This window comes from Hyphococcus formosus, assembly GCF_046736345.1.
GTDB lineage: Bacteria > Pseudomonadota > Alphaproteobacteria > Caulobacterales > Parvularculaceae > Hyphococcus > Hyphococcus formosus.
The window spans coordinates 3,004,796-3,023,167 of the sequence record NZ_CP157210.1 but is presented as its reverse complement, the minus strand read 5'-3'; the positions used below and the strand labels follow the sequence as shown (position 1 = coordinate 3,023,167).

Sequence of the window (18,372 nt, the reverse complement as noted above, 5' to 3'; positions counted from 1 at the left end):
CCGAAGGCGACCCAGAGGTCGCCTTCGCATCATGTCACGATTGGACTGTCGTTAAAACGCGACTTCGATTGTACCGAAGACCTGACGCGGATTACCGTAAAATGCGGTCAACACGCCGGTCGTGCCCAAAGCCGAGTTACCAAACTCAGGGAAGGTCGTTACGAAGTCATAACCGGCAACAATGAACTCTTTGTCGGTCAAGTTTGTACCGTGGACTGAAATTTTCAATCCGCCATCTTCAGAGACCCAGTTCAGACCAGCATTCAACAGTGCATATTCTGGCTGATCAAGTTGCGGCGAAGGATAACCGAACTGGTGGGTCAAGCTACGATAAGAGCCGGATGTGTAAACGCTGATATCGCCACCACGCCCAAAGAGGCTCATTGGCTTGGTGTAGGTCAACTGACTGAACGCCGTAATTTTTGGCGTGTTCTGGAACCGAGCGAGATCAGAAATATCCGTCCCTGTACGTCCGGTATAGCTGTCAAACTCCGCATTGATATAACCGAGCGAGAATTGATAGGCCAATGAATCGCCGCCATGGAACATATCTTCAGCGAGGATCGCATTGCCTTCGAATTCGAGACCATAGAGTGTGGCTTCAGCCGCGTTTGTGGTCACGCCAGCAAATGTTTCCGCAACACCATCTTCGTCAGCATCGATACCGATTGAACCCGGCACCTGAACGTCACTGTAGTCACTGTAGAAGATCGCAAGGCTGGACCGGAAGCGGCCATCAAACAGATTGTTCTTCCAGCCGCCTTCATAGGTTGTGATGTTTTCCGGATCAAAGCTACAGAACTCGATTTGATCATCCGGGTCTGCTGCACCTGAAAGTCCGTCATCATCCAGATCCGGAGCTGCGTTCGCGCCACAACGCGGATCGAAGCTGCCGCCTTTAAAGCCTTGTGAGTATGACACATAGAATGTGTGTTCGTCTGTCGGCTGCCAGGTAATTGACGCACGCGGGCTGAAATCATCGAAATCAGCTGTCGCATCGAGATCAGCATCCACCAAGGTCGGCGCACGATCCGGACCACCAAATGTCGGCGAGTATCCGGCTGTGAAATAACGAGAACGATCAAGTGCAATCGACCGTTCGTCTGATGTGTATCGGCCGCCGAAAGACACGGCGAGCTGATCAGTGACATCAAAGGTGAAATCACCAAAAATCGACCAGGTTTTTGTCCCTACGTCGCTTGAAGTAAAGGCGTTGATCCCCGGAAGCATTAGTAGCGCTGCCGTTTCATCCAATACAACGTCAAACTGCGTAATTGCATCGGCATCAAGGTAGTAGAAACCGACGAGACCGTTTAGACGATCGCTGGAATAAAGAATCTGGAATTCTTCGCTGAATTGCGAGTTTCCATAGAAGCTCGGAACGTCCAGATCAGCAACCGGTAAACTATCGAAATCGATTGGTGAGTATGTGTCATCCTCACGATAGGCGAGAATATTTTTTACCGTAAAGTTTTCGTTCACCGCCCATTCGGCGACACCAGAAATACCTTTGGCCGTAACTTTTTGCTCCGGCGTATTCAGGCTTGCGCGGGTGTCAAAAACATTGTCGAGGACAGGCGCACCGGGGATTTCAATCAAACGGTGTCCCTGCTTCGGATCAGAATTATCTTCAGTCCAATCACCGGCCACGCGGAATGAGATGTTGTCTGAAGGTTCCCACTCAATGCTTGCGCGCGCAGAAAGGAGATCCTTGTTGTAATTCTCAAGATCCGTGAGCGTCAGATTATCGCCAAAGCCATTGCGGCGAAGATAGGCGATACCACCACCGAACTTAAGGTCACCAATAGAGGAATCGGTCGCAAGTGGGACGCTGAAAGAGCCGACACCTTCAAACTGTCCAAAGGTCCCCCCAGTCAAACGGAGCCGCGCTTCTGGCTCGTCGCTCAGACCCTTGGTTACATATTTGAGGGCACCACCGATTGTGTTGCGGCCATACAGCGTCCCCTGCGGACCACGCAGAACCTCGATCCGCTCTACATCATACACATCAAGCAATGCCGCCTGCGGACGATTTAGGTAGACATCATCAAGATAGATGCCGACACCCGCTTCGAAACCAGCGACGGGGTCTTGCTGCCCGACGCCGCGAATGAAGGCGGTTAGAGTGGAGTTTGTACTACGTGACGTTTCGAGCGTTACGTTTGGTGTGATGGCCTCGAGGTCGGTGAGGTCTGCCACGCCGATTGATGAAAGCTGATCGCCTGAAAAGGCGGAAACCGCTACGGGAACATCCTGCAAAGATTCATCCCGGCGGCGCGCTGAAACAACGATGACATCGTCGCCAGACGCTGATGCATTATCCTGCGCGGATGCTACACCTCCCCCTGCTGTCAGCGATAATGTTGAGCAAAAAGCGAACAATCCAGCTTTGCTCGCAAACGAAAAAGTCTTCGACTGAGTGTGAACAGCCATAGGTCGCCTCCCAATGTAATTACCCGTTTATTTTTTTGATGACGCTATGCTGTCCGAAACAACCGCATAATGACGGCTTGGCTCAACAAAAGTGAACATTTTCGCTCAAAAACAACAACGGAATTAATTTTTCGCTTATTTTTCAATGCCTAAGCGGTTTTTCGCTTCGCGCACGAATGCCTTTGGCGTGACGCCATTCCAATCGCGAAATGCGCGATTAAAGGCTCGAAACTCCGAGAATCCAATGGCCTCAGCCACGTCGGCAACAGTTTGACCATCCAGTAGCAAGCGCTGGGCAGTTTCGTTCAAAACGTCTCGACGAAGCTCTCGGAAGCTGGTCCCTTCATCGCTGAGGCGGCGCCGAAGAGTCGCCACGCTTATATTCATCTGGGAAGCGACATCTGTTTGCTCAATCACGCCGCGAGACAAGGCATCCCGCACATGCGATACGGTTGACTGGATGGGCTTTCCGCGCCCACCCCGTTCTGCAATCACCGATGAAATTTTCTGGTAGACCGCGTTAGAGCTTAAATTCTCGGATGCAGGAACGACGATTGGCGTCATAGCAATGTCGGGATCAACCGATATTCTATACACATCAGAACCGAACTTAATTGGGGCGTCCCAATATCCGAGGTGCGCACAATCACCGCCCGGTGTCGGCCGCCTGATGTGAACACTTTTCACCGCATTTGTTGCGAGCGGGGACACAACCATCAGCATGCAATGCCAAAAGACCAGCACAGTTTCGATTGCAAAATATATATACTCTTTAGGCTGATCATTGGAGTATGGAAATTTGCGATCATCAATTACGTAATCTACCGATGATTGCCGCCGAACAACCGAATTATATTGCCCGCCATGCAATATGTTATACGACCGGGCGATACCGCGCATGACCTCAAAAAGGTTCTTACAATCATGCACATGCTGAAGAACGAAATCCGTACTGCCAGGCAGAAGTTGGCGGGTCGAAAGGTGCAATGTTTCATCACCAAACAAAATACTCAACCGACTACGCAAGCGGTAGTAGTCCGCAAGGGACACGCGGTCATCAGGATTAAACTCAAGCAGTTTTGCAGGCAGGCCTAACGATTCCACGAGGTCCAAGACGTCAATTTTTGCCCCACGAGCTTGCTCTATGAGAGGGGCAAGCCTGCTCGATGAAACAGAAATATGGACTGTCACCCTGACCTCGTCACGACGAAAAATATCACTCGTAAAACAATTACATGGTCATAATCATTTTTGCCATGCTTGCACAAACACATCCATGTGTCAGGTCGTACAGAGGCCTTTATACCGACATAGTTGCACGCGAACGCTGCGGCGAGGCCACCGCGTTGCTGTGCGATGAAATCTGATTGCCGGCATCACAATGCGGCTAAGCTTTGACGTATATCTGTAGTCGATCTCACCGACAATAATCGATGCGCCGTCATCTATCAGTGTAGATGTTGCAAGCTTATTATACGGCGTGCCCGGTAGATATGGCGTGTTACCGGAATTATCGCGGCTCCAATGAACGATATTGTTTCCGAGCGGATCCTTGATGACACTAACAAGTTTAATCGAAATTGATCCGCCACTTGGTGCCGCGATCTGTTCGATGCCGTCAAAAAGATCATCCGCATCAGAAACCAGTAATTCATTTTCCTGCGAAACGAGATCGGCAAGCGTATTCGCGGCGAGTGTAACTTGGCGGCTGCGGGAAAGGGCATCCGAGCCTTCGATGACCCCAAACAAGAAAATGATCAATACCGGCGCGATGAGCGCAAATTCAATTGCAGCAATGCCGGATTGACACTCTTTCAGTGCCTTCCCCTTTGCCGATAATATGGATGAGAACTTGCTAGCCATAATTATAAACTCGCAAAGGGTTCATTGCGGAAAATAGAAACAGACACCAGCTTGCGGTCGCCGTGTTTTGTTTTCGCAAGATTTAGCCCCAGTGCCGGGGTCATGGGTTTATAAAGAAAACAAACACGTACCCTGATTATCTCTTCGCCATGTCCGTAATCATTTGAGCCAAATTGCGCGCCCTCAATTGTGGGGTCATCCTTATCCCGACAGACGGGTTCGGACACATCCGCAGCGAGTTGGGCAAAATTGTCATACTTTGCGATATCAATAGTGAGCTTTTCTTCGCAGGAGCCAAAGGCGTCGACGACGTCACAAATTTCTTTAAAGAATGCGTCTTTTGACAATGCCCCTGATTGGGCCTGCCCCGTACGGATTAGGCGCGCGGCATTCGCATTTGCTTGCTGAACGGATGTCGAGACGAAATAGAACCAGCCCGCCTCAAAAATGGAAAAGAGGATCGCTAGAAATAGCGGCATGATCATCGCGAATTCGACCGCTGTCGAACCACTCCGATTCTTCACCCACCCGCGAAAAATACTTGGCCGCATAATTTAAGGCTCTTAACGCCACTTCTGGATGTCGTTTTTAGCATTTTGCTAATAAGCCTAAACTTTTACCGATACCCGGTTAATGAAGCGTCATGAAATAGAGTTAACAAAAAAGGCGCTCCGATGAGCGCCTTTGATGGTTCAATTGGATGTCGCGATTAATCGAGCTTGTTCTCGATTTTGTTCCGCGGTGTCGCTTCGTTCTTTAGAAGCTCACCGATAAATTCGGCCCCTTCTTCAAAGCCAATTTGGTGACCTTTAGGACCATTAATTGTTTCGCGGGTTACGACGCCAAAGCTTTCAAGCCCTTGCCGGTTGAGATGCCCCGACGCCAGGTCATCAGCATAGCCATCAAGGCTAACTGTTTGATGAGAATTTGCGAGTTCAGCCGCAAAGCCTTCTGCCAACCCAATAAAATTGATCAGCGAGGACGCAATGTTTCCACGCGGAATACCAAAATCAGCGATGTCATACCGGCTGACATAGGCAACGCCATCCGCGTCGACACCAGCGGTACCGAAAGGATAACGAACGTTAAATGCCTGCACCGTCTGCGGGTTTGCGCCGGAATTTGAGAAAAATGTTACGGCCTGCATGCCTGAACAGCCAGTATCCTTGCAGACCGTAAAAAATAAAACGAATTGCATCGACCCGCTGATTGCGTGAATGAATTGCTTTCCGTTATCGAGCTGTTTGACCTGCCATTGCATGCCAAGCTCGTTCAACACAGGCCCCACGGACTGGACACTGAAATTCGAAACGACATTCGACGGATTTTGCAGCCCGCCGGAGCTCCCCATCTGGTTTTGCGCATATGCGCCGGAAACACTGCTCAATCCAATGAGAGCAGCGGTACTAATTGCGGCAAAAGTCGATTTCATGACCCCTCACTTCCCCTTAACCTTGCTCGGCAAACCACCGATCAGGCAAAAACCTTAAGCGAAAACTGCCCAAACGGCCAGATATGATATTTTTCGCGTTTTTCGGGTGACTTTCCGGCTAAGGCATGGTTTAGCGCTGCAAATGAATGAAAAATCGAAAAATGACCGCCCAGCCCGCCCGCGCGCCGCTTCTGGCCGGCCCGGTGGGCCCCGCGACCGCGGCGCAAAAAACGGCGACCGTCCGCAAAGATCGCACCGTAGTGGGCCAGACCGTGGTGGCCCAGACCGTGCCAAGGGTGACCGACGGTCAGATCGTGGGCCGGTAAAGCCAGGCCGCGATAATGACCGCCCGAAAAGCGACGAAGCGCCTGCCCGCAAGCCCCTCCCCGCCGGGCTGGAAAGCCGGTATGCCGCGCTCGAGATTCTGGATCGCGTACATGAAGGGGCGACACTCGAAGACGCACTGGCCCGAACACGGCCCTTTGAAAATCTCGAAGGTTCGGATCGCGGTTTCGCCCGCGCGCTGGCAAGTGAAACCCTTCGTCGCCGCGGATCCATCGATCACATAATCGGCGGCTATCTCGACCGCCCGCTGCCGAAGAAATCAGCGCGCGTGATGGACATATTGCGGATTGCCGCTGCGCAATCTTTGTTAATGGACACGCCGCCCCATGCTGCGGTCTCAACCTCTGTTGATCTCGCCAATGACCGCGCCGAAACCAAGGGCTATTCTTCACTTGTGAATGCCATCGCCCGAAAAATTGCTGCTGATGGTCCAGCCATCCTCGAAAAATTGCCCGCGCGAACCGATACGCCTTCTTGGTTGTGGCGTAGCTGGGAACGTGCCTATGGACCAAACGGCGTAAAAGCCATCGCCGAAGCACACCGCAAACCAGCACCGCTCGATCTGAGCTTCAAGCCGGGTGAAGACCTTGAGGCTTGGCGCGATCGCTTTGTTGAGGCCGGAAACGACGCGCGGATCATGCCGACCGGAACGATCAGAATGAGCCGCATCAGCGATGTTTCGTCATTGCCAGGCTATGATGATGGCGCATGGTGGATTCAGGACCTGGCAGCGAGCCTCCCTGCGAAATTGCTAGGCGATGTGGCGGGAAAGCGGGTTTTCGACCTGTGCTCCGCGCCGGGCGGGAAAACGCTGCAACTGGCCGCCCTTGGCGGAAAAGTGACATCGCTCGACAAATCCGGTGCTCGTTTGGAGCGCGTTGTCACCAATCTCAAACGATCAGACCTCACAGCATTTTTGGTTGAGGAAGATGTCCTGAGATATCGCCCCGAGGAAAAAGCCGATGCGATCCTCCTAGATGCCCCATGCACGGCCACTGGCACCATTCGGCGACACCCGGATATTCCGTGGAACAAGGGCGAAACCACGATGACCGCGCTCGCGGATTTACAAGGTAAAATGATCGATCACGCGATCTCATTGCTCAAACCCGGCGGTGTTTTCGTCTATTGCGTATGCTCCTTGCAGCGGGAAGAAGGCGAAGCCCAAGCGAAAGCCGCCCTCAAGCGCAATCCATCTATTGAGCGGATCCCAGTTCGACCAGAAGAGATTGGCGGCCTTGAAAAGCTGATCAATCGCGACGGCGATCTGCGAACCACGCCGGCAATGTTATCTGACGACGGCGGTCTGGATGGCTTTTTTGCGGTTAGGTTCAAACACAAGGATTAGGCAATTTAGCTAAAATTGCTCGTTCTTCGGGGGGTTAACCCGTTCGAATTTCGCCGAAAATCGACAAATAGCCTCCCGAAACCTCTTGATCCGCTCCACCACGCCAACGATATTACCCGTTGAAATGTACGGGGCGAAGTGCGCTCCCGTCTAATGGCGAATGGAAAGGACTACCTTTTATGAACGAACCCCGCAGAAACTATGGCGGCTCAGTCGCGCAAACCGGCGGAGTCGCGATTGATCAGGGCCTGCGCCAATACATGCTCGGCGTCTATAACTATATGGCGCTCGGCATCGCCGCGACCGGTGTGTTTTCGATGCTGATTTCCAGCAATGTCGAATTGATGCGTCTGATTGCCGGCACCCCGCTCAAATGGGTTGGCTTCATCGGCATCATCGGCATCGGCATGATGGCACCGAAAATCATTTTCTCAGGTTCGAAAGCTGCGGCCCACGCAATGTTCTGGACCTACGCCGCGCTCTGGGGCCTGATGATCGCGCCAATGCTGTACGCGTTCACCCAAGCTGGCGCAGCGATTGAGATTTATCGCGCCTTCTTTATCACGGCGTCGGTATTCGGCGCGCTGAGCCTTTGGGGTTACACCACTAAAAAAGACCTTTCGGGCATGGCGGTCTTCCTTGGCATGGCGGGCATCGGCCTGTTGATCGCGATTGTCCTCAATGCACTGATCTTCAAGAGCACGATGGGTAGCCTTGCGATTTCATCTTTGGTCGTTGTGTTTGTTGCCGGCGTAACCGCCTACGAAACCCAGCAGATCAAATCCATGTATCGCGAAGGTAGCTCTATGAATGACCGTGCTGCGATCTTTGGTGCATTTGCGCTCTACGGTTCTTTCGTGACGCTGTTTGTGCATATCCTCAATATCCTCGGGATCATGCGCGACTAGGCCCAATCAATCGATCTTAAAGCCCCGCCTTTCGGCGGGGCTTTTTGATTCAAATGACATAGCCGTGAGAGGCCGTCAGCAATTGCGATTTGCGAAAACACCCAATGCCCTTTTAGGTTTATCCTATGCGTGATTGTTTTGACCTACCGCTGACCAATACCCCTGCCGACACAGTCAGCGCCTACGACCAATATGTTCGTGAATTTCTGTCCTATGGTGCGGATATCCGCGCGCTCTTTCCGGCGGCGGACGCAGCGCCAGACGCACCCTTCATCAACGCGCACGCTGCGGCGCTGCACATGGCCTTTGAGGGCGCAGAAGGTTGGCAAGCAGCTCAGCCCTATCTGGCGCGGATGCGCGACAGCGCACGGTCAGCCACAGAACGCGAGCAATTGTTTTGCGCAGCGATAGAGGCATGGGAAAACCGACAATTCAGAAAAGCGCTGTCGCTATTGGACGAGTTGACCGTCCGTTGGCCCGCCGATTTATGCGCGCTGAAATGGGCGCAATATCACGCATTCAATCTCGGTGATCAGGCTGCTCTTCTACGCATGGGACAACGCGCAGCAATCATTCACGAAGATACGCCCTATGTTCATGGCATGCATGCCTTTGCGCTCGAACAGAACCATCAGCTGCGCAAAGCCGAAGACGAAGCACGCCGAGCAACTGAAGTCGCAATGGACGACGCTTGGGCACATCACGCATTGGCTCATGTCTTGGAAACCGAAGGGCGCGCGAACGAAGGAGCCCGATGGCTCGCGCATTGCGCGCATATCTGGGATTCCAAGGGCATATTCATCCGTATCCACAATTGGTGGCATGCAGCCTTATTCCAATTGGCTTTAGGGTGCGATGAAGAAGCATTGAAAATATACGATCAGCGCCTTTGGGGCGAATGGCCGGAATTTCCGCAAGAGAAAATTGGTGCCGCATCAATGCTCTGGCGACTTGAGTTACGCGGCATGGATGTTGGCGACCGATGGCAACCCATCGCGGAACAGGCAGAAAAACGCATCGGTGAACATCTGTTTCCATTTCATGATTTACATTATCTCATTGCTCTGTCGCGCGTTGGTAATGATCGTGCGACTACGGATCTTATTCGCTCCCTTGAGCGAAAGGCTAATTCCGCTACCGGCGCGGACGCTCGTTTATGGGGCAAAATCTGCTTGCCGACCGCGCATGCAATTATTGCCTTTACAGATAATAACCGCCCCGTAGCGGCGGAGGTTTTGTCACCGGTTTTGAATGACTTGCATCTGCTCGGCGGTAGCCACGCGCAACGGCATTTGTTCGTAGAGACTTTCGAAGCTTGCAAAGCCCCCCTAAGCGCCGCGCAACATTAGGTGGCCAATTTGAGTTTCTGGCGGTCGAACAATTTCAATACCTGCCCTAGGTCATGACCACGTTTAAGGACTTCGCCACTCATGGACCGAATTAAATACGCGCCCTGCTTTTTCGCGAGTTTGGGGCATTTCTCGATCCGGTAAACAGGCATTTCTGATGCACGCCTAAAAATTGAGAAAACAGCCACGTCATTGAGCGAATCGATCGCGTAATCGCGCCACTCCCCACCCGCTACGAAATACCCATAAACCGATAAAATTCTTCCCAGTTCTGTCCGGTTAAAGGCCACCGGCTCTGGCCGGCGTTGCGATTGCGCAGGGTCTGGGGAAAACTTGGCGACTTTGCTGTGCATGACCAAAGTTTCGCCCGTAAGGGCCGTTGGGGCAAGCCCCTCGGCTCGTGCAACGTCCTTAATATGGCCTTAATTGATCCCTTTCTGCGCCCCAATCGGCAAGCATATTAGCCTTGCCGGGCGGTTGGTAAGGCAGGAGTTTCCGGTTTTAACCATCGCCCCCAGCCCCCGGGAGATCAGGCTTTCTCTCCGCCCGGCATATCTTTTCGAGAAATTTGAGCTTGACGCATAGGTCAAGGATTGTGAGACCGTGCAGCTTTAGCCGCACAAGTCCTTTTTCATGAACTCAGTTTTCTCGGTCGCACTTCCTGTTTTTGGGATTATTGCCGTCGGTCTGATCGCCGGCAGGTCCAAATTAATGAACGCTGCAGATAGTGCAGCGCTGAACAAATTTGTGTTTCGATTTGCGATGCCGGCGGCCCTCTTTGGTTTGACCGCCGGAACGACGCCCCCGGGCAAGGCAGACCTTGCTCTTGCCATTTCCTTTGCCGTTGCGAGCCTCGGAACCCTTATTGGCTCTTACCATTTATCGCGGGCAGTCTTTCACATTACCAAACAAGAAGCGGGTGCGCATGCGCTCACTTCGACACTTGGAAATGCCGTTTTTCTCGGCCTGCCGATTGCGCTCGCAATCGACGGCTGGGCACGCCCCTTTGTGACGTTAATGTTGATCGAAGGGACAATGATTATTGCCATTGCAAGCGCCTTAATGGCACCGCGCCGCGAAGGCGGAACCGGCCTTGTCCGTTTTGCAAACTATTTTAGCGGTCCGATTAAAAACCCGCTCGTGATCGCTATGGCTGCCGGCTTTATTTATTCTGCTATCGGTCTTCCTTATGGCGGCGCTGCGGAGACATTCTTTGGACTGCTTGGCCGTGCAGCTGGTCCCACCGCTCTTTTCTCGCTTGGCTTATTTTTGACCACACACCAATTCCCGGCATTCAAATCGGTTGCGGGCCGGGTTTCAATGATTGCTGCCGCGAAATTGGTGTTCCTCCCGATTATTGCGCTGGTTTGCGGGCATTTCTTAGGCGTTACGGACCCGAACTATCGTGGCGCGTTAGCCCTGTTTGTTTTTGTGCCGTCAGCGGTCGGATCATTTGTCATGGCTAGCCAATATGGCCATTACAAAAGCGAAAGCGCTGCAGCGGTCAGCTTCACGACCTTGCTGTCAGTCATCACAATCGCGACGGTCTTGTTTATTTTTACCTAGCGATGCCGCGCAATCGTTTTTTTGACGGCGGAAACGAGTTCGGACCTAGGGACAGAGAATTGCGCTGGCTGCTCTTCGCGCCATTCCGCATTATCTTCGATCTGCTTTGATAATTCGGACCCGAGGATGAGATCTTTGATCGTGATTTCACCCTTTTCGCGCTCATCTTCGCCTTGAATGATCGCGAGCGGTGCCGCACGCTTATCGGCATATTTCAATTGCTTGGCGAAGTTCGACCCACCGAGATAAACTTCGCTTCGAATACCTGCGGCGCGCAATTCAGCAGCCATGGTTTGATACGACGCCATCTGATCTTTTTCGAGCGCAAGAACAATAACCGGCCCTTCTGCCGCTGATCGTGCACCCTGCTGTAATTCAAGCGCCGCAAGCAAGCGCGAAACGCCAACCGAAAAGCCAACGGCGGGCACTTCTACGCCCTTGAACCGTTTCACCAATCCATCATAGCGCCCGCCGCCGCCCACTGATCCGATCTGCACGGGCCGCCCTTTGGCGTCTTTGATCGTAGTGGTTAGCTCGGCTTCGAATACTGGCCCGGTATAATATTCGAGCCCACGGATCACAGAGCAATCGAACAAAATCGACCGGTCTGCAAAATCCGGAATAGCGTTTTGAATGCCGTTAAGCTCCGCAAGTCCTGCGCTACCGCTATTTGTCTCTCCGAGAATGGCTTCGATGGCACCAAGCGGATTGTCCGCCTGCCCCGATTTCAAAAATGAAAGCACCGCCTCGATATTGGCATCATCCAACTTAGCGCCTTCGGTAAAATCACCGGACTCGTCCTTGCGTCCCTCGCCGAGCAATAACGCCACCCCGGTATCACCCAGACGATCAAACTTATCCATTGACCGCATGACGGTAAGTCGCATCTCAGCGCTATCGTAACCATCAAGACCAATTTTTTCAAATAGCCCGTCAACAATCTTTCGGTTGCTGACCCGGATAAAATATTCGCCCTTGTTAATCCCGGCGGCTTCGATGACGTCGCAAAACATGGCGCACATTTCTGCATCCGCATATGGCGCAGGCGCTCCGACCGTATCGGCGTCGCATTGCGTAAATTGGCGAAAACGCCCTGGTCCCGGTTTTTCGTTTCGCCAAACCGGCCCAACCTGATAACGCCTGAATGGTTTTGGCAGGCTATCGTAGTTTTCAGCCACGAACCGCGCCAAGGGTGCGGTCAGATCATAGCGCAGGCTCATCCATTGCTGGTCATCATCTTGTAGCGAGAAAACGCCCTGATTGGGACGATCTACATCCGGCAGGAATTTGCCCAGCGCATCGGTATATTCGAACGCCGGCGTTTCGAGCGGGTCGAACCCATGCGCTTCATAAACGGCACTGATCCGCGAGAGCATTTCACGCTCAGCAACAATCTCTGCGCCTAAACGGTCACGGAAGCCGCGCGGTACCCGCGCCTTGGGTCGGAATGTCTTTTGTTTTTTCGCCATAATAGCGCGGGATATATGATAACGCCGCTAGGGGCAATGATCCCCCGCGCATCGAGGCAATTTCCCCTATTCCGCCGCCGGCCACTCAATTGGGTCAATTCGGTTGATGAAGATCTGATCTATTGGCACTTCGGCGTCGAAAGGCCCTGCGGCCCCCGTAGAAACGCCGCCAATTGCGTCTACGACATCCATACCTTCGACTACCTTGCCAAAAACAGTATAGCCATAGATCGGGCCGAGATCGGTGACCCGGTGGTTAAGTTTGGGATTGTCCTGGAGGTTGATAAACCACTGCGCTTGCGCACTGTCGGGTTTGTTGCCGCGCGCCATCGCAATGGTTCCCCGGTCATTTTTCACGCCGTTATCGCCCTCATAGGGGATCGGATCACGCGTGATGCGCTCTGTGTAGAGCCGCGAATAACCGCCGCCCTGAATCACATAGCCATGCACAACACGATGAATAAGCGTGCGGTCGTAATGGCCTTTGGTGGCGTATTGCAGAAAATTCTCAACCGTAATCGGTGCCTCTTCGGGATATAGCTCGACGATTATATCGCCCATCGATGTTTGAATCTTTGCGTGCGTGGCGACTGCGTCGTCAGCATGCGCCATGCCGACAAACAGCAAACTAGCAGCAAAAAAAGCTATAATTTTCCGTATCATGAATACCTCAATCTTTCGCTTGAGAGCGCAGACTATTTATCCGGTTAATAAGGCCATTTGTTGACGCATCATGGTTCGCCGCCTCGGGCTTTGAACCCGCAATGGGTGACAATTCCGGCAAAATTGACTTCGCCAACACCTTACCCAGTTCGACGCCCCATTGGTCGAAAGAATTGACCCCCCAAACAATGCCCTGACAAAAGATTTTATGCTCATAAAGCGCGATTAGCGCACCCAACGTCTCTGGTGTCAGCTTTTCCATTAAAATGGTGTTGGTTGGCCGATCGCCCGGAAAAACCTTGTGCGGTGCCAGCGCATCAATTTGCGGTTTTGCCGTGCCGTCTTCACGCAATTCATTGCGCACTTCTTTTTCGGTTTTGCCCAGCATTAACGCTTCGGTTTGGGCCAAGAAGTTCGACAATAATTTTTCATGGTGATCGCCGGTTTCAGACTGGCTGATCGCTGGTGCAATGAAGTCAGCAGATATTATATCCGTACCCTGATGCAACAATTGGTAAAATGCATGTTGCCCATTGGTCCCCGGCTCGCCAAATATAATTGGCCCGGTTGCATGCTTTACAACCTCACCGTCAATATTTGTTCGCTTGCCATTTGATTCCATATCGGCCTGCTGCAAATAGGCGGGAAGACGTAATAAATGTTGATCATAAGGCAAGACCGCATGCGAAGCGGCACCGATAAAATTACGGTTCCAGACACCAACCAATGCTAGCAAAGCCGGCATATTCTGCCGCAAGGGCGCGCTTCTAAAGTGCTCGTCCATCAAATGCGCGCCCTTCAACAGCGCTTTGAAATTTTCGAACCCTATTTGAAGCACAATTGAGAGCCCGATCGCCGACCAAAGGGAATAGCGTCCACCGACCCATTCCCAAAACTCGAACATATTATCCGTATCGATACCAAAAGCTTCAACTGCATATCGATTGGTCGAAAGCGCAACAAAATGTTTCGCGACATCTTTGCCGCCATTATCAATAAACCATTTCCGCGCGCTTTCTGCGTTAGTCATGGTTTCCTGCGTGGTGAAGGTTTTTGACGCAACAACAAACAGGGTTGTTTCGGGGTCAATCTGCGCCAATGTATCGGTCAGTTGTTGTCCATCTACATTCGACACGAAAAAGCTTCTGCGGCCCTTTATCCAGTATGGGCGCAGCGCTTCAACAACCATTTGAGGCCCCAAATCAGAACCGCCTATACCGATATTCACAACCGTATCGAGCGGTTTACCGGAGTATCCAGTACGCCCACCGCGATGAATGCCACTCGCAAAACTCTCCATCTTTTTGAGTTCTGCACGGATTTTTGGCGTTACCTTTTCACCATCGACGAAATAATCGCGCATGGAAAAGTCGCGCAAAGCGGCGTGAAGGACCGCGCGATTTTCGGTACTGTTTATGGGCTCACCACTGAACATCCGCCCCCGTGCACCTTCGAGATCTACGGCGTTTGCCAACGCAATCAGGTGATCAAGAACATCATCAGTGATCTTGTTCTTGGAATAATCCAGAAACAGTCCCGCCGCTTCGAGTGAATATTTTTCGAAACGTGCCGGATCATCGGCGAACAAGGTCCGCATGTGGCTGTCAGCGAGGTTTTCCGCGTCAGCGTTCAGCGCGGACCATTCTGGTGTCTTGGAGGGCTCGATCATCGAGTGCGGCACCTTTCTAGCAATTTCTTAGTAAACTTCTGAAAGTAATACGGATTTTAAATGTCATCCTCAACGCGTTTTAAGGAAAACCCAGTAAACAACCGCTTATGGAAAACTCGCCCAATTCAACATTATCTTTGAAAACCCGATTGCTCAAACGCGCCCTAACGAGCGTCACAGCGCTCATGGTGATAACCTTTATTTTTGGTGCCAAGGCATATGAAATGGAACACCGGGCCAATGAAAATCCGCCCCAGATCGCCCAAATTTCAACGCTAACGCGTTAGGCCCATCGCCTCCCTGACGCTATTTTTGGTTAATGGCTGCGACACGATCACTGGCTCTTTTTCCGCCGGATATGCCACATATAGCGGTACACCGCTGGCCCCAAAGGCCTCAAGCGCGGCTGTGATCTCAGGATCACGAACAGTCCAATCGGCTACCATGAAAACATTTCCAGCCGCCGCAAAATCGGCTCCGAGTTCCTCATCAGAAAAGACGGTGAGCTTATTGAACTGGCAGGTCACACACCATGCCGCTGTAAAATCGATGAAAACCGACACCCCGTCACGGCGATATTGGTCGAGTGCTTCGGCGCTATAGGGTACGGCCCGCATCGCGCCGTGGGTTTCGCCAACCATCACGGTTTTTCGCGACATATTCGATTCGAGGTTAGCGACGGGAGCAATCGCAAAAACGGTGATAACGGCGGAAACGATCCGCAAAACAAATCCGCGTCGATCTTCGGTCTTACTCTTTTCAAAAAGCCACGCCGCCAAGGCCAATGCGACTGCGCTGGCAATTGCGATCGCAAGCCCTGATCCGGCCGCCTGTTGCGCCAGCACCCAAAGAAAATATCCGGCGGCAGCAAAAACAGGGAATGCGAGCGCTTGTTTGAAAGTCACCATCCAAGGTCCCGGTTTTGGGAGATAAGCGCTCAAGGCTGGCGCTAGCGAAAGCACCAGATAGGGCAATGCCAAGCCAAGACCGAGCGCGAGGAAAATGCCCATCGCGGCAAGTGGTGGCAAGATTAATGCGGCCCCCATCGGCGCGCTCATTAGCGGCCCGATACAAGGTGCGGCGACCACCACCGCAAGCACACCCGTAAAGAACGCCCCAAGCGCTCCATCTTTCGCCGCAAGGTTCTGGCCGGTACCGGCCAATCCTGCACCGACCGAATAAAGCCCTGCGAGGTTGAGGCCAACCATCAATAAGACCAATGCCGAAAACGCGACGACGATCGGCGATTGCAGATGAAATCCCCAACCAAATTGTTCACCACCTGCGCGTAACAGTAACAAGCTCCCACCCAGTAGAAAGAACATGGAGATCACGCCAGCGGTATAGAGAAGGCCATGCAATCGAACGGCTTCTGGTGACGACTGCGCGCTCTTCATGAAAGACGCGGCCTTGATGAAAACAATCGGGAACACGCATGGCATGATGTTCAGGATGAGGCCGCCCAACAAGGCCAGCATCAGAAGGAAGACAAAGTTCTGCCCGGCGGCTTGCACCGTTGGCGCGGGCGCTAAATTTTTAATCTCTAAGGGTGCCGTTAATGCCGCTGACACGGCATACCCCTGCCCATCGACAAGCAGGACGCCATTGAGGGTTTGCGCATCAAACCGGTCGAGCCAACCCGGCTTCATGGATAATTTTAAGTTATTTTCAAACCGCTCTGCGTTTTGCTCCGCAGACGGCTCAATTAGCCCTTCGGGCTCCGCAAAGAAAAAAACCTCTTGGCCACGCGCGTCAGAAAAGTCTTCAACTACTAATTCATACCGGTCACCGTTCGGCGAGACAGACGCGCTACCAGATAAATTATCCGGTAATTTTTCCCGCGCGGTCGCAAAAATTTCCGCATTCTCCTCAATGAGCGGCGCGGAAGCCCTGACAGGCATGCGGAAGGAAAATTGCCCCTCCTCCGGGACGCAGATTTCCTCACAAGTTTGCCACGAGGCATCAATCACAATCTCGACGTCGCTGCCGACCGGCGCATCGGAGGGGACCTCAAGCGGTACTAAAAAAACCGGCTCGCCCTCATGCGCATAACTGGCGAGTGGCCCCACCGGGATATATTCCGGCACCGGATGCTGTACGGCCCCAGCGGAAAACCCTTTCGGCAGGGTCCAGCGCAAATTTAGCGGAAGCCCGGCGTCGCCTGGATTTATCCAGAATACGTGCCAGCCATCGCGCAGTTCCTGGCGTAGGGCGAACCAAGTCGTTTCGCCCGGCACGAGCGCCTCTTTCTCAGGAAGAATTTCGGATTTCGTATATTCGTTTTCGATCGCCGTCTGGGCATTGGCGTTGCCAAAGGCCCATAGGCACAAAAAAAATACCGTGATCAGTCGAAAATGGAGAGGCTTCATCATCTCTCCTAGGTAGCGAAACCGATTGATACTGCCAATCAAATTCCCACTCCGCTGCTCGCTTCTCGTGATAATGTGAAGAAAAAAAGCCGAGCCGATAATTACCGGCCCGGCTTTAAAATTTCCGCTTCGTATTTCCGCCTAGTTTACGGCAGGTTTGAAGATATCAGCTTCAGAAAGATTGAAACGCTTTGCCCGGCGCTGAAGAAGCGTGCGCCAATTCCCCATGGACATGAGGATCGCATAGGCCAATGGAAGCGTTCCATTGCGGCGAAGTTCGGTCGCCTTTTCGTCTGACAATTCGTTGAGACGAGTTTCATCAATCCCGAAATACTGCGCGAACGAAACCTGCTCAGTCGCACCTTGCGGTGTGTACTGACCGGTTTGTGGCTGGATTAGCTCAAGATCACTCAGAACCTTCGCGAACTGCTCTGTCATATGACGGTCGCGTTCATAGTTCTTACAAAAATCAACCGCAGCCTGCGTCTGTTCAGCAAGTTCACCATTATTGAACAACGGAACTTCTGCATCGGTACCAAGGCCACCATAGGCACGATCAACGACAATCGCCATGCGATCAGAGCCGGTCTCAGACGCAAGGCCGAAAGGATAACGGCGAAGATAACCGGGAATATAACGGAACTCTTCCCAGTGACCATTCTCGTCAACAAACAGGTTCACATCGTCATAAAGACCGGTGACCGCCAATAATTGTGGTTGCTCCTTGGTCATGAAGATTAACGGGTAATCTTTCATCGCCGATGGCACTTCGCTCATCGTCACTGGAACAGCGCGCGCTTTCGCGGCAAAATCAAATGGCCGGTCAACAGGCTTTAGGCCAAGGTTGCCATGCTCTTCTTTCGTCAAAAGCTCCGGGCGTTCATACAAGAACATCTGTCCGGTCACTTGGGGAGCTGCTTGCGCCTCGCTCATTGTATCCCTTTCTTCTCAATCCTTC

At 52.5% G+C, this 18,372-nt stretch carries 15 protein-coding genes; 4 read left to right on the top strand and 11 right to left on the bottom strand.

Going from position 1 to position 18,372, the window contains the following annotated elements; all coding sequences use genetic code 11:
* Positions 1 to 51: 51 nt before the first annotated feature.
* The 5 genes from ABFZ83_RS14105 to ABFZ83_RS14085 all read right to left on the bottom strand — a co-directional run bounded on the left by ABFZ83_RS14105 (position 52) and on the right by ABFZ83_RS14085 (position 5,728).
* Positions 52 to 2,433 carry a TonB-dependent receptor gene (locus tag ABFZ83_RS14105; RefSeq protein ID WP_411817190.1) on the bottom strand — a complete coding sequence of 794 codons (2,382 nt, stop codon included), beginning with the start codon at positions 2,431 to 2,433 and terminating at the stop codon, positions 52 to 54.
* Between the two features lie 135 nt (positions 2,434 to 2,568).
* Entirely contained in the window at positions 2,569 to 3,546 is a 978-nt protein-coding gene (locus ABFZ83_RS14100) for a helix-turn-helix domain-containing protein (RefSeq protein ID WP_411817189.1), read from the bottom strand.
* Positions 3,547 to 3,714: 168 nt separating this feature from the next.
* Positions 3,715 to 4,296 carry a TadE/TadG family type IV pilus assembly protein gene (locus ABFZ83_RS14095; protein ID WP_411817188.1) on the bottom strand — a complete coding sequence of 194 codons (582 nt, stop codon included), beginning with the start codon at positions 4,294 to 4,296 and terminating at the stop codon, positions 3,715 to 3,717.
* Positions 4,297 to 4,298: 2 nt separating this feature from the next.
* Complete coding sequence (locus ABFZ83_RS14090; RefSeq protein ID WP_411817187.1) at positions 4,299 to 4,847, bottom strand: TadE/TadG family type IV pilus assembly protein; 549 nt, start codon at positions 4,845 to 4,847, stop codon at positions 4,299 to 4,301.
* Between the two features lie 158 nt (positions 4,848 to 5,005).
* Complete coding sequence (locus tag ABFZ83_RS14085) at positions 5,006 to 5,728, bottom strand: YbjN domain-containing protein (protein ID WP_411817186.1); 723 nt, start codon at positions 5,726 to 5,728, stop codon at positions 5,006 to 5,008.
* A 142-nt stretch (positions 5,729 to 5,870) separates the two neighbouring features.
* Here ABFZ83_RS14085 and ABFZ83_RS14080 point away from each other — a divergent pair, with 142 nt between their 5' ends.
* From ABFZ83_RS14080 to ABFZ83_RS14070, 3 genes are all read left to right on the top strand, one after another.
* Positions 5,871 to 7,421, top strand: a complete 1,551-nt coding sequence (locus ABFZ83_RS14080; protein ID WP_411817185.1) for an RsmB/NOP family class I SAM-dependent RNA methyltransferase — start codon at positions 5,871 to 5,873, stop codon at positions 7,419 to 7,421.
* A 179-nt stretch (positions 7,422 to 7,600) separates the two neighbouring features.
* Positions 7,601 to 8,329, top strand: coding sequence for a Bax inhibitor-1 family protein (locus ABFZ83_RS14075; protein ID WP_411817184.1), 729 nt, complete (start codon positions 7,601 to 7,603; stop codon positions 8,327 to 8,329).
* A 125-nt stretch (positions 8,330 to 8,454) separates the two neighbouring features.
* Positions 8,455 to 9,678 carry a tetratricopeptide repeat protein gene (locus ABFZ83_RS14070; protein WP_411817183.1) on the top strand — a complete coding sequence of 408 codons (1,224 nt, stop codon included), beginning with the start codon at positions 8,455 to 8,457 and terminating at the stop codon, positions 9,676 to 9,678.
* On the opposite strand, the gene ABFZ83_RS14065 is transcribed toward ABFZ83_RS14070, so the two are convergent.
* Positions 9,675 to 10,031 (bottom strand): DUF2794 domain-containing protein, encoded by a 357-nt coding sequence (locus tag ABFZ83_RS14065; protein WP_411817182.1) that lies wholly within the window; start codon positions 10,029 to 10,031, stop codon positions 9,675 to 9,677. The two genes, ABFZ83_RS14070 and ABFZ83_RS14065, sit on opposite strands and share 4 nt — an antisense overlap.
* A 280-nt stretch (positions 10,032 to 10,311) precedes the next feature.
* On the opposite strand from ABFZ83_RS14065, the gene ABFZ83_RS14060 reads away from it, so the two are divergent.
* Positions 10,312 to 11,244, top strand: a complete 933-nt coding sequence (locus ABFZ83_RS14060; protein WP_411817181.1) for an AEC family transporter — start codon at positions 10,312 to 10,314, stop codon at positions 11,242 to 11,244.
* Here the strand turns inward: ABFZ83_RS14060 and hisS are convergent.
* From hisS to ABFZ83_RS14035, 5 genes are all read right to left on the bottom strand, one after another.
* Positions 11,241 to 12,713 (bottom strand): histidine--tRNA ligase, encoded by a 1,473-nt coding sequence (gene hisS, locus ABFZ83_RS14055; protein ID WP_411817180.1) that lies wholly within the window; start codon positions 12,711 to 12,713, stop codon positions 11,241 to 11,243. The two genes, ABFZ83_RS14060 and hisS, sit on opposite strands and share 4 nt — an antisense overlap.
* A 66-nt stretch (positions 12,714 to 12,779) precedes the next feature.
* Positions 12,780 to 13,376 carry a peptidylprolyl isomerase gene (locus tag ABFZ83_RS14050; RefSeq protein WP_411817179.1) on the bottom strand — a complete coding sequence of 199 codons (597 nt, stop codon included), beginning with the start codon at positions 13,374 to 13,376 and terminating at the stop codon, positions 12,780 to 12,782.
* A gap of 7 nt (positions 13,377 to 13,383) precedes the next feature.
* The gene (gene pgi, locus ABFZ83_RS14045) at positions 13,384 to 15,045 is read right to left on the bottom strand and encodes a glucose-6-phosphate isomerase (RefSeq protein WP_411817178.1); all 1,662 of its coding nucleotides are present in this window, start codon (positions 15,043 to 15,045) and stop codon (positions 13,384 to 13,386) included.
* 275 nt (positions 15,046 to 15,320) lie between these two features.
* A complete protein-coding gene (locus ABFZ83_RS14040) occupies positions 15,321 to 17,417 on the bottom strand; it encodes a protein-disulfide reductase DsbD family protein (protein ID WP_411817177.1) in 2,097 nt (698 codons plus the stop codon).
* A 138-nt stretch (positions 17,418 to 17,555) separates the two neighbouring features.
* Complete coding sequence (locus tag ABFZ83_RS14035) at positions 17,556 to 18,347, bottom strand: SapC family protein (protein WP_411817176.1); 792 nt, start codon at positions 18,345 to 18,347, stop codon at positions 17,556 to 17,558.
* Positions 18,348 to 18,372: the final 25 nt, after the last annotated feature.

Coding starts and splice junctions, on each gene's coding strand:
- ABFZ83_RS14105 (WP_411817190.1), bottom strand. CDS start 2,433: ATGGCTGTTCACACTCAGTCGAAGACTTTTTCGTTTGCGAGCAAAGCT.
- ABFZ83_RS14095 (WP_411817188.1), bottom strand. CDS start 4,296: ATGGCTAGCAAGTTCTCATCCATATTATCGGCAAAGGGGAAGGCACTG.
- ABFZ83_RS14090 (WP_411817187.1), bottom strand. CDS start 4,847: ATGCGGCCAAGTATTTTTCGCGGGTGGGTGAAGAATCGGAGTGGTTCG.
- ABFZ83_RS14085 (WP_411817186.1), bottom strand. CDS start 5,728: ATGAAATCGACTTTTGCCGCAATTAGTACCGCTGCTCTCATTGGATTG.
- ABFZ83_RS14080 (WP_411817185.1), top strand. CDS start 5,871: ATGAATGAAAAATCGAAAAATGACCGCCCAGCCCGCCCGCGCGCCGCT.
- ABFZ83_RS14075 (WP_411817184.1), top strand. CDS start 7,601: ATGAACGAACCCCGCAGAAACTATGGCGGCTCAGTCGCGCAAACCGGC.
- ABFZ83_RS14070 (WP_411817183.1), top strand. CDS start 8,455: ATGCGTGATTGTTTTGACCTACCGCTGACCAATACCCCTGCCGACACA.
- ABFZ83_RS14065 (WP_411817182.1), bottom strand. CDS start 10,031: ATGCACAGCAAAGTCGCCAAGTTTTCCCCAGACCCTGCGCAATCGCAA.
- ABFZ83_RS14060 (WP_411817181.1), top strand. CDS start 10,312: ATGAACTCAGTTTTCTCGGTCGCACTTCCTGTTTTTGGGATTATTGCC.
- hisS (WP_411817180.1), bottom strand. CDS start 12,713: ATGGCGAAAAAACAAAAGACATTCCGACCCAAGGCGCGGGTACCGCGC.
- ABFZ83_RS14050 (WP_411817179.1), bottom strand. CDS start 13,376: ATGATACGGAAAATTATAGCTTTTTTTGCTGCTAGTTTGCTGTTTGTC.
- pgi (WP_411817178.1), bottom strand. CDS start 15,045: ATGATCGAGCCCTCCAAGACACCAGAATGGTCCGCGCTGAACGCTGAC.
- ABFZ83_RS14040 (WP_411817177.1), bottom strand. CDS start 17,417: ATGATGAAGCCTCTCCATTTTCGACTGATCACGGTATTTTTTTTGTGC.
- ABFZ83_RS14035 (WP_411817176.1), bottom strand. CDS start 18,347: ATGAGCGAGGCGCAAGCAGCTCCCCAAGTGACCGGACAGATGTTCTTG.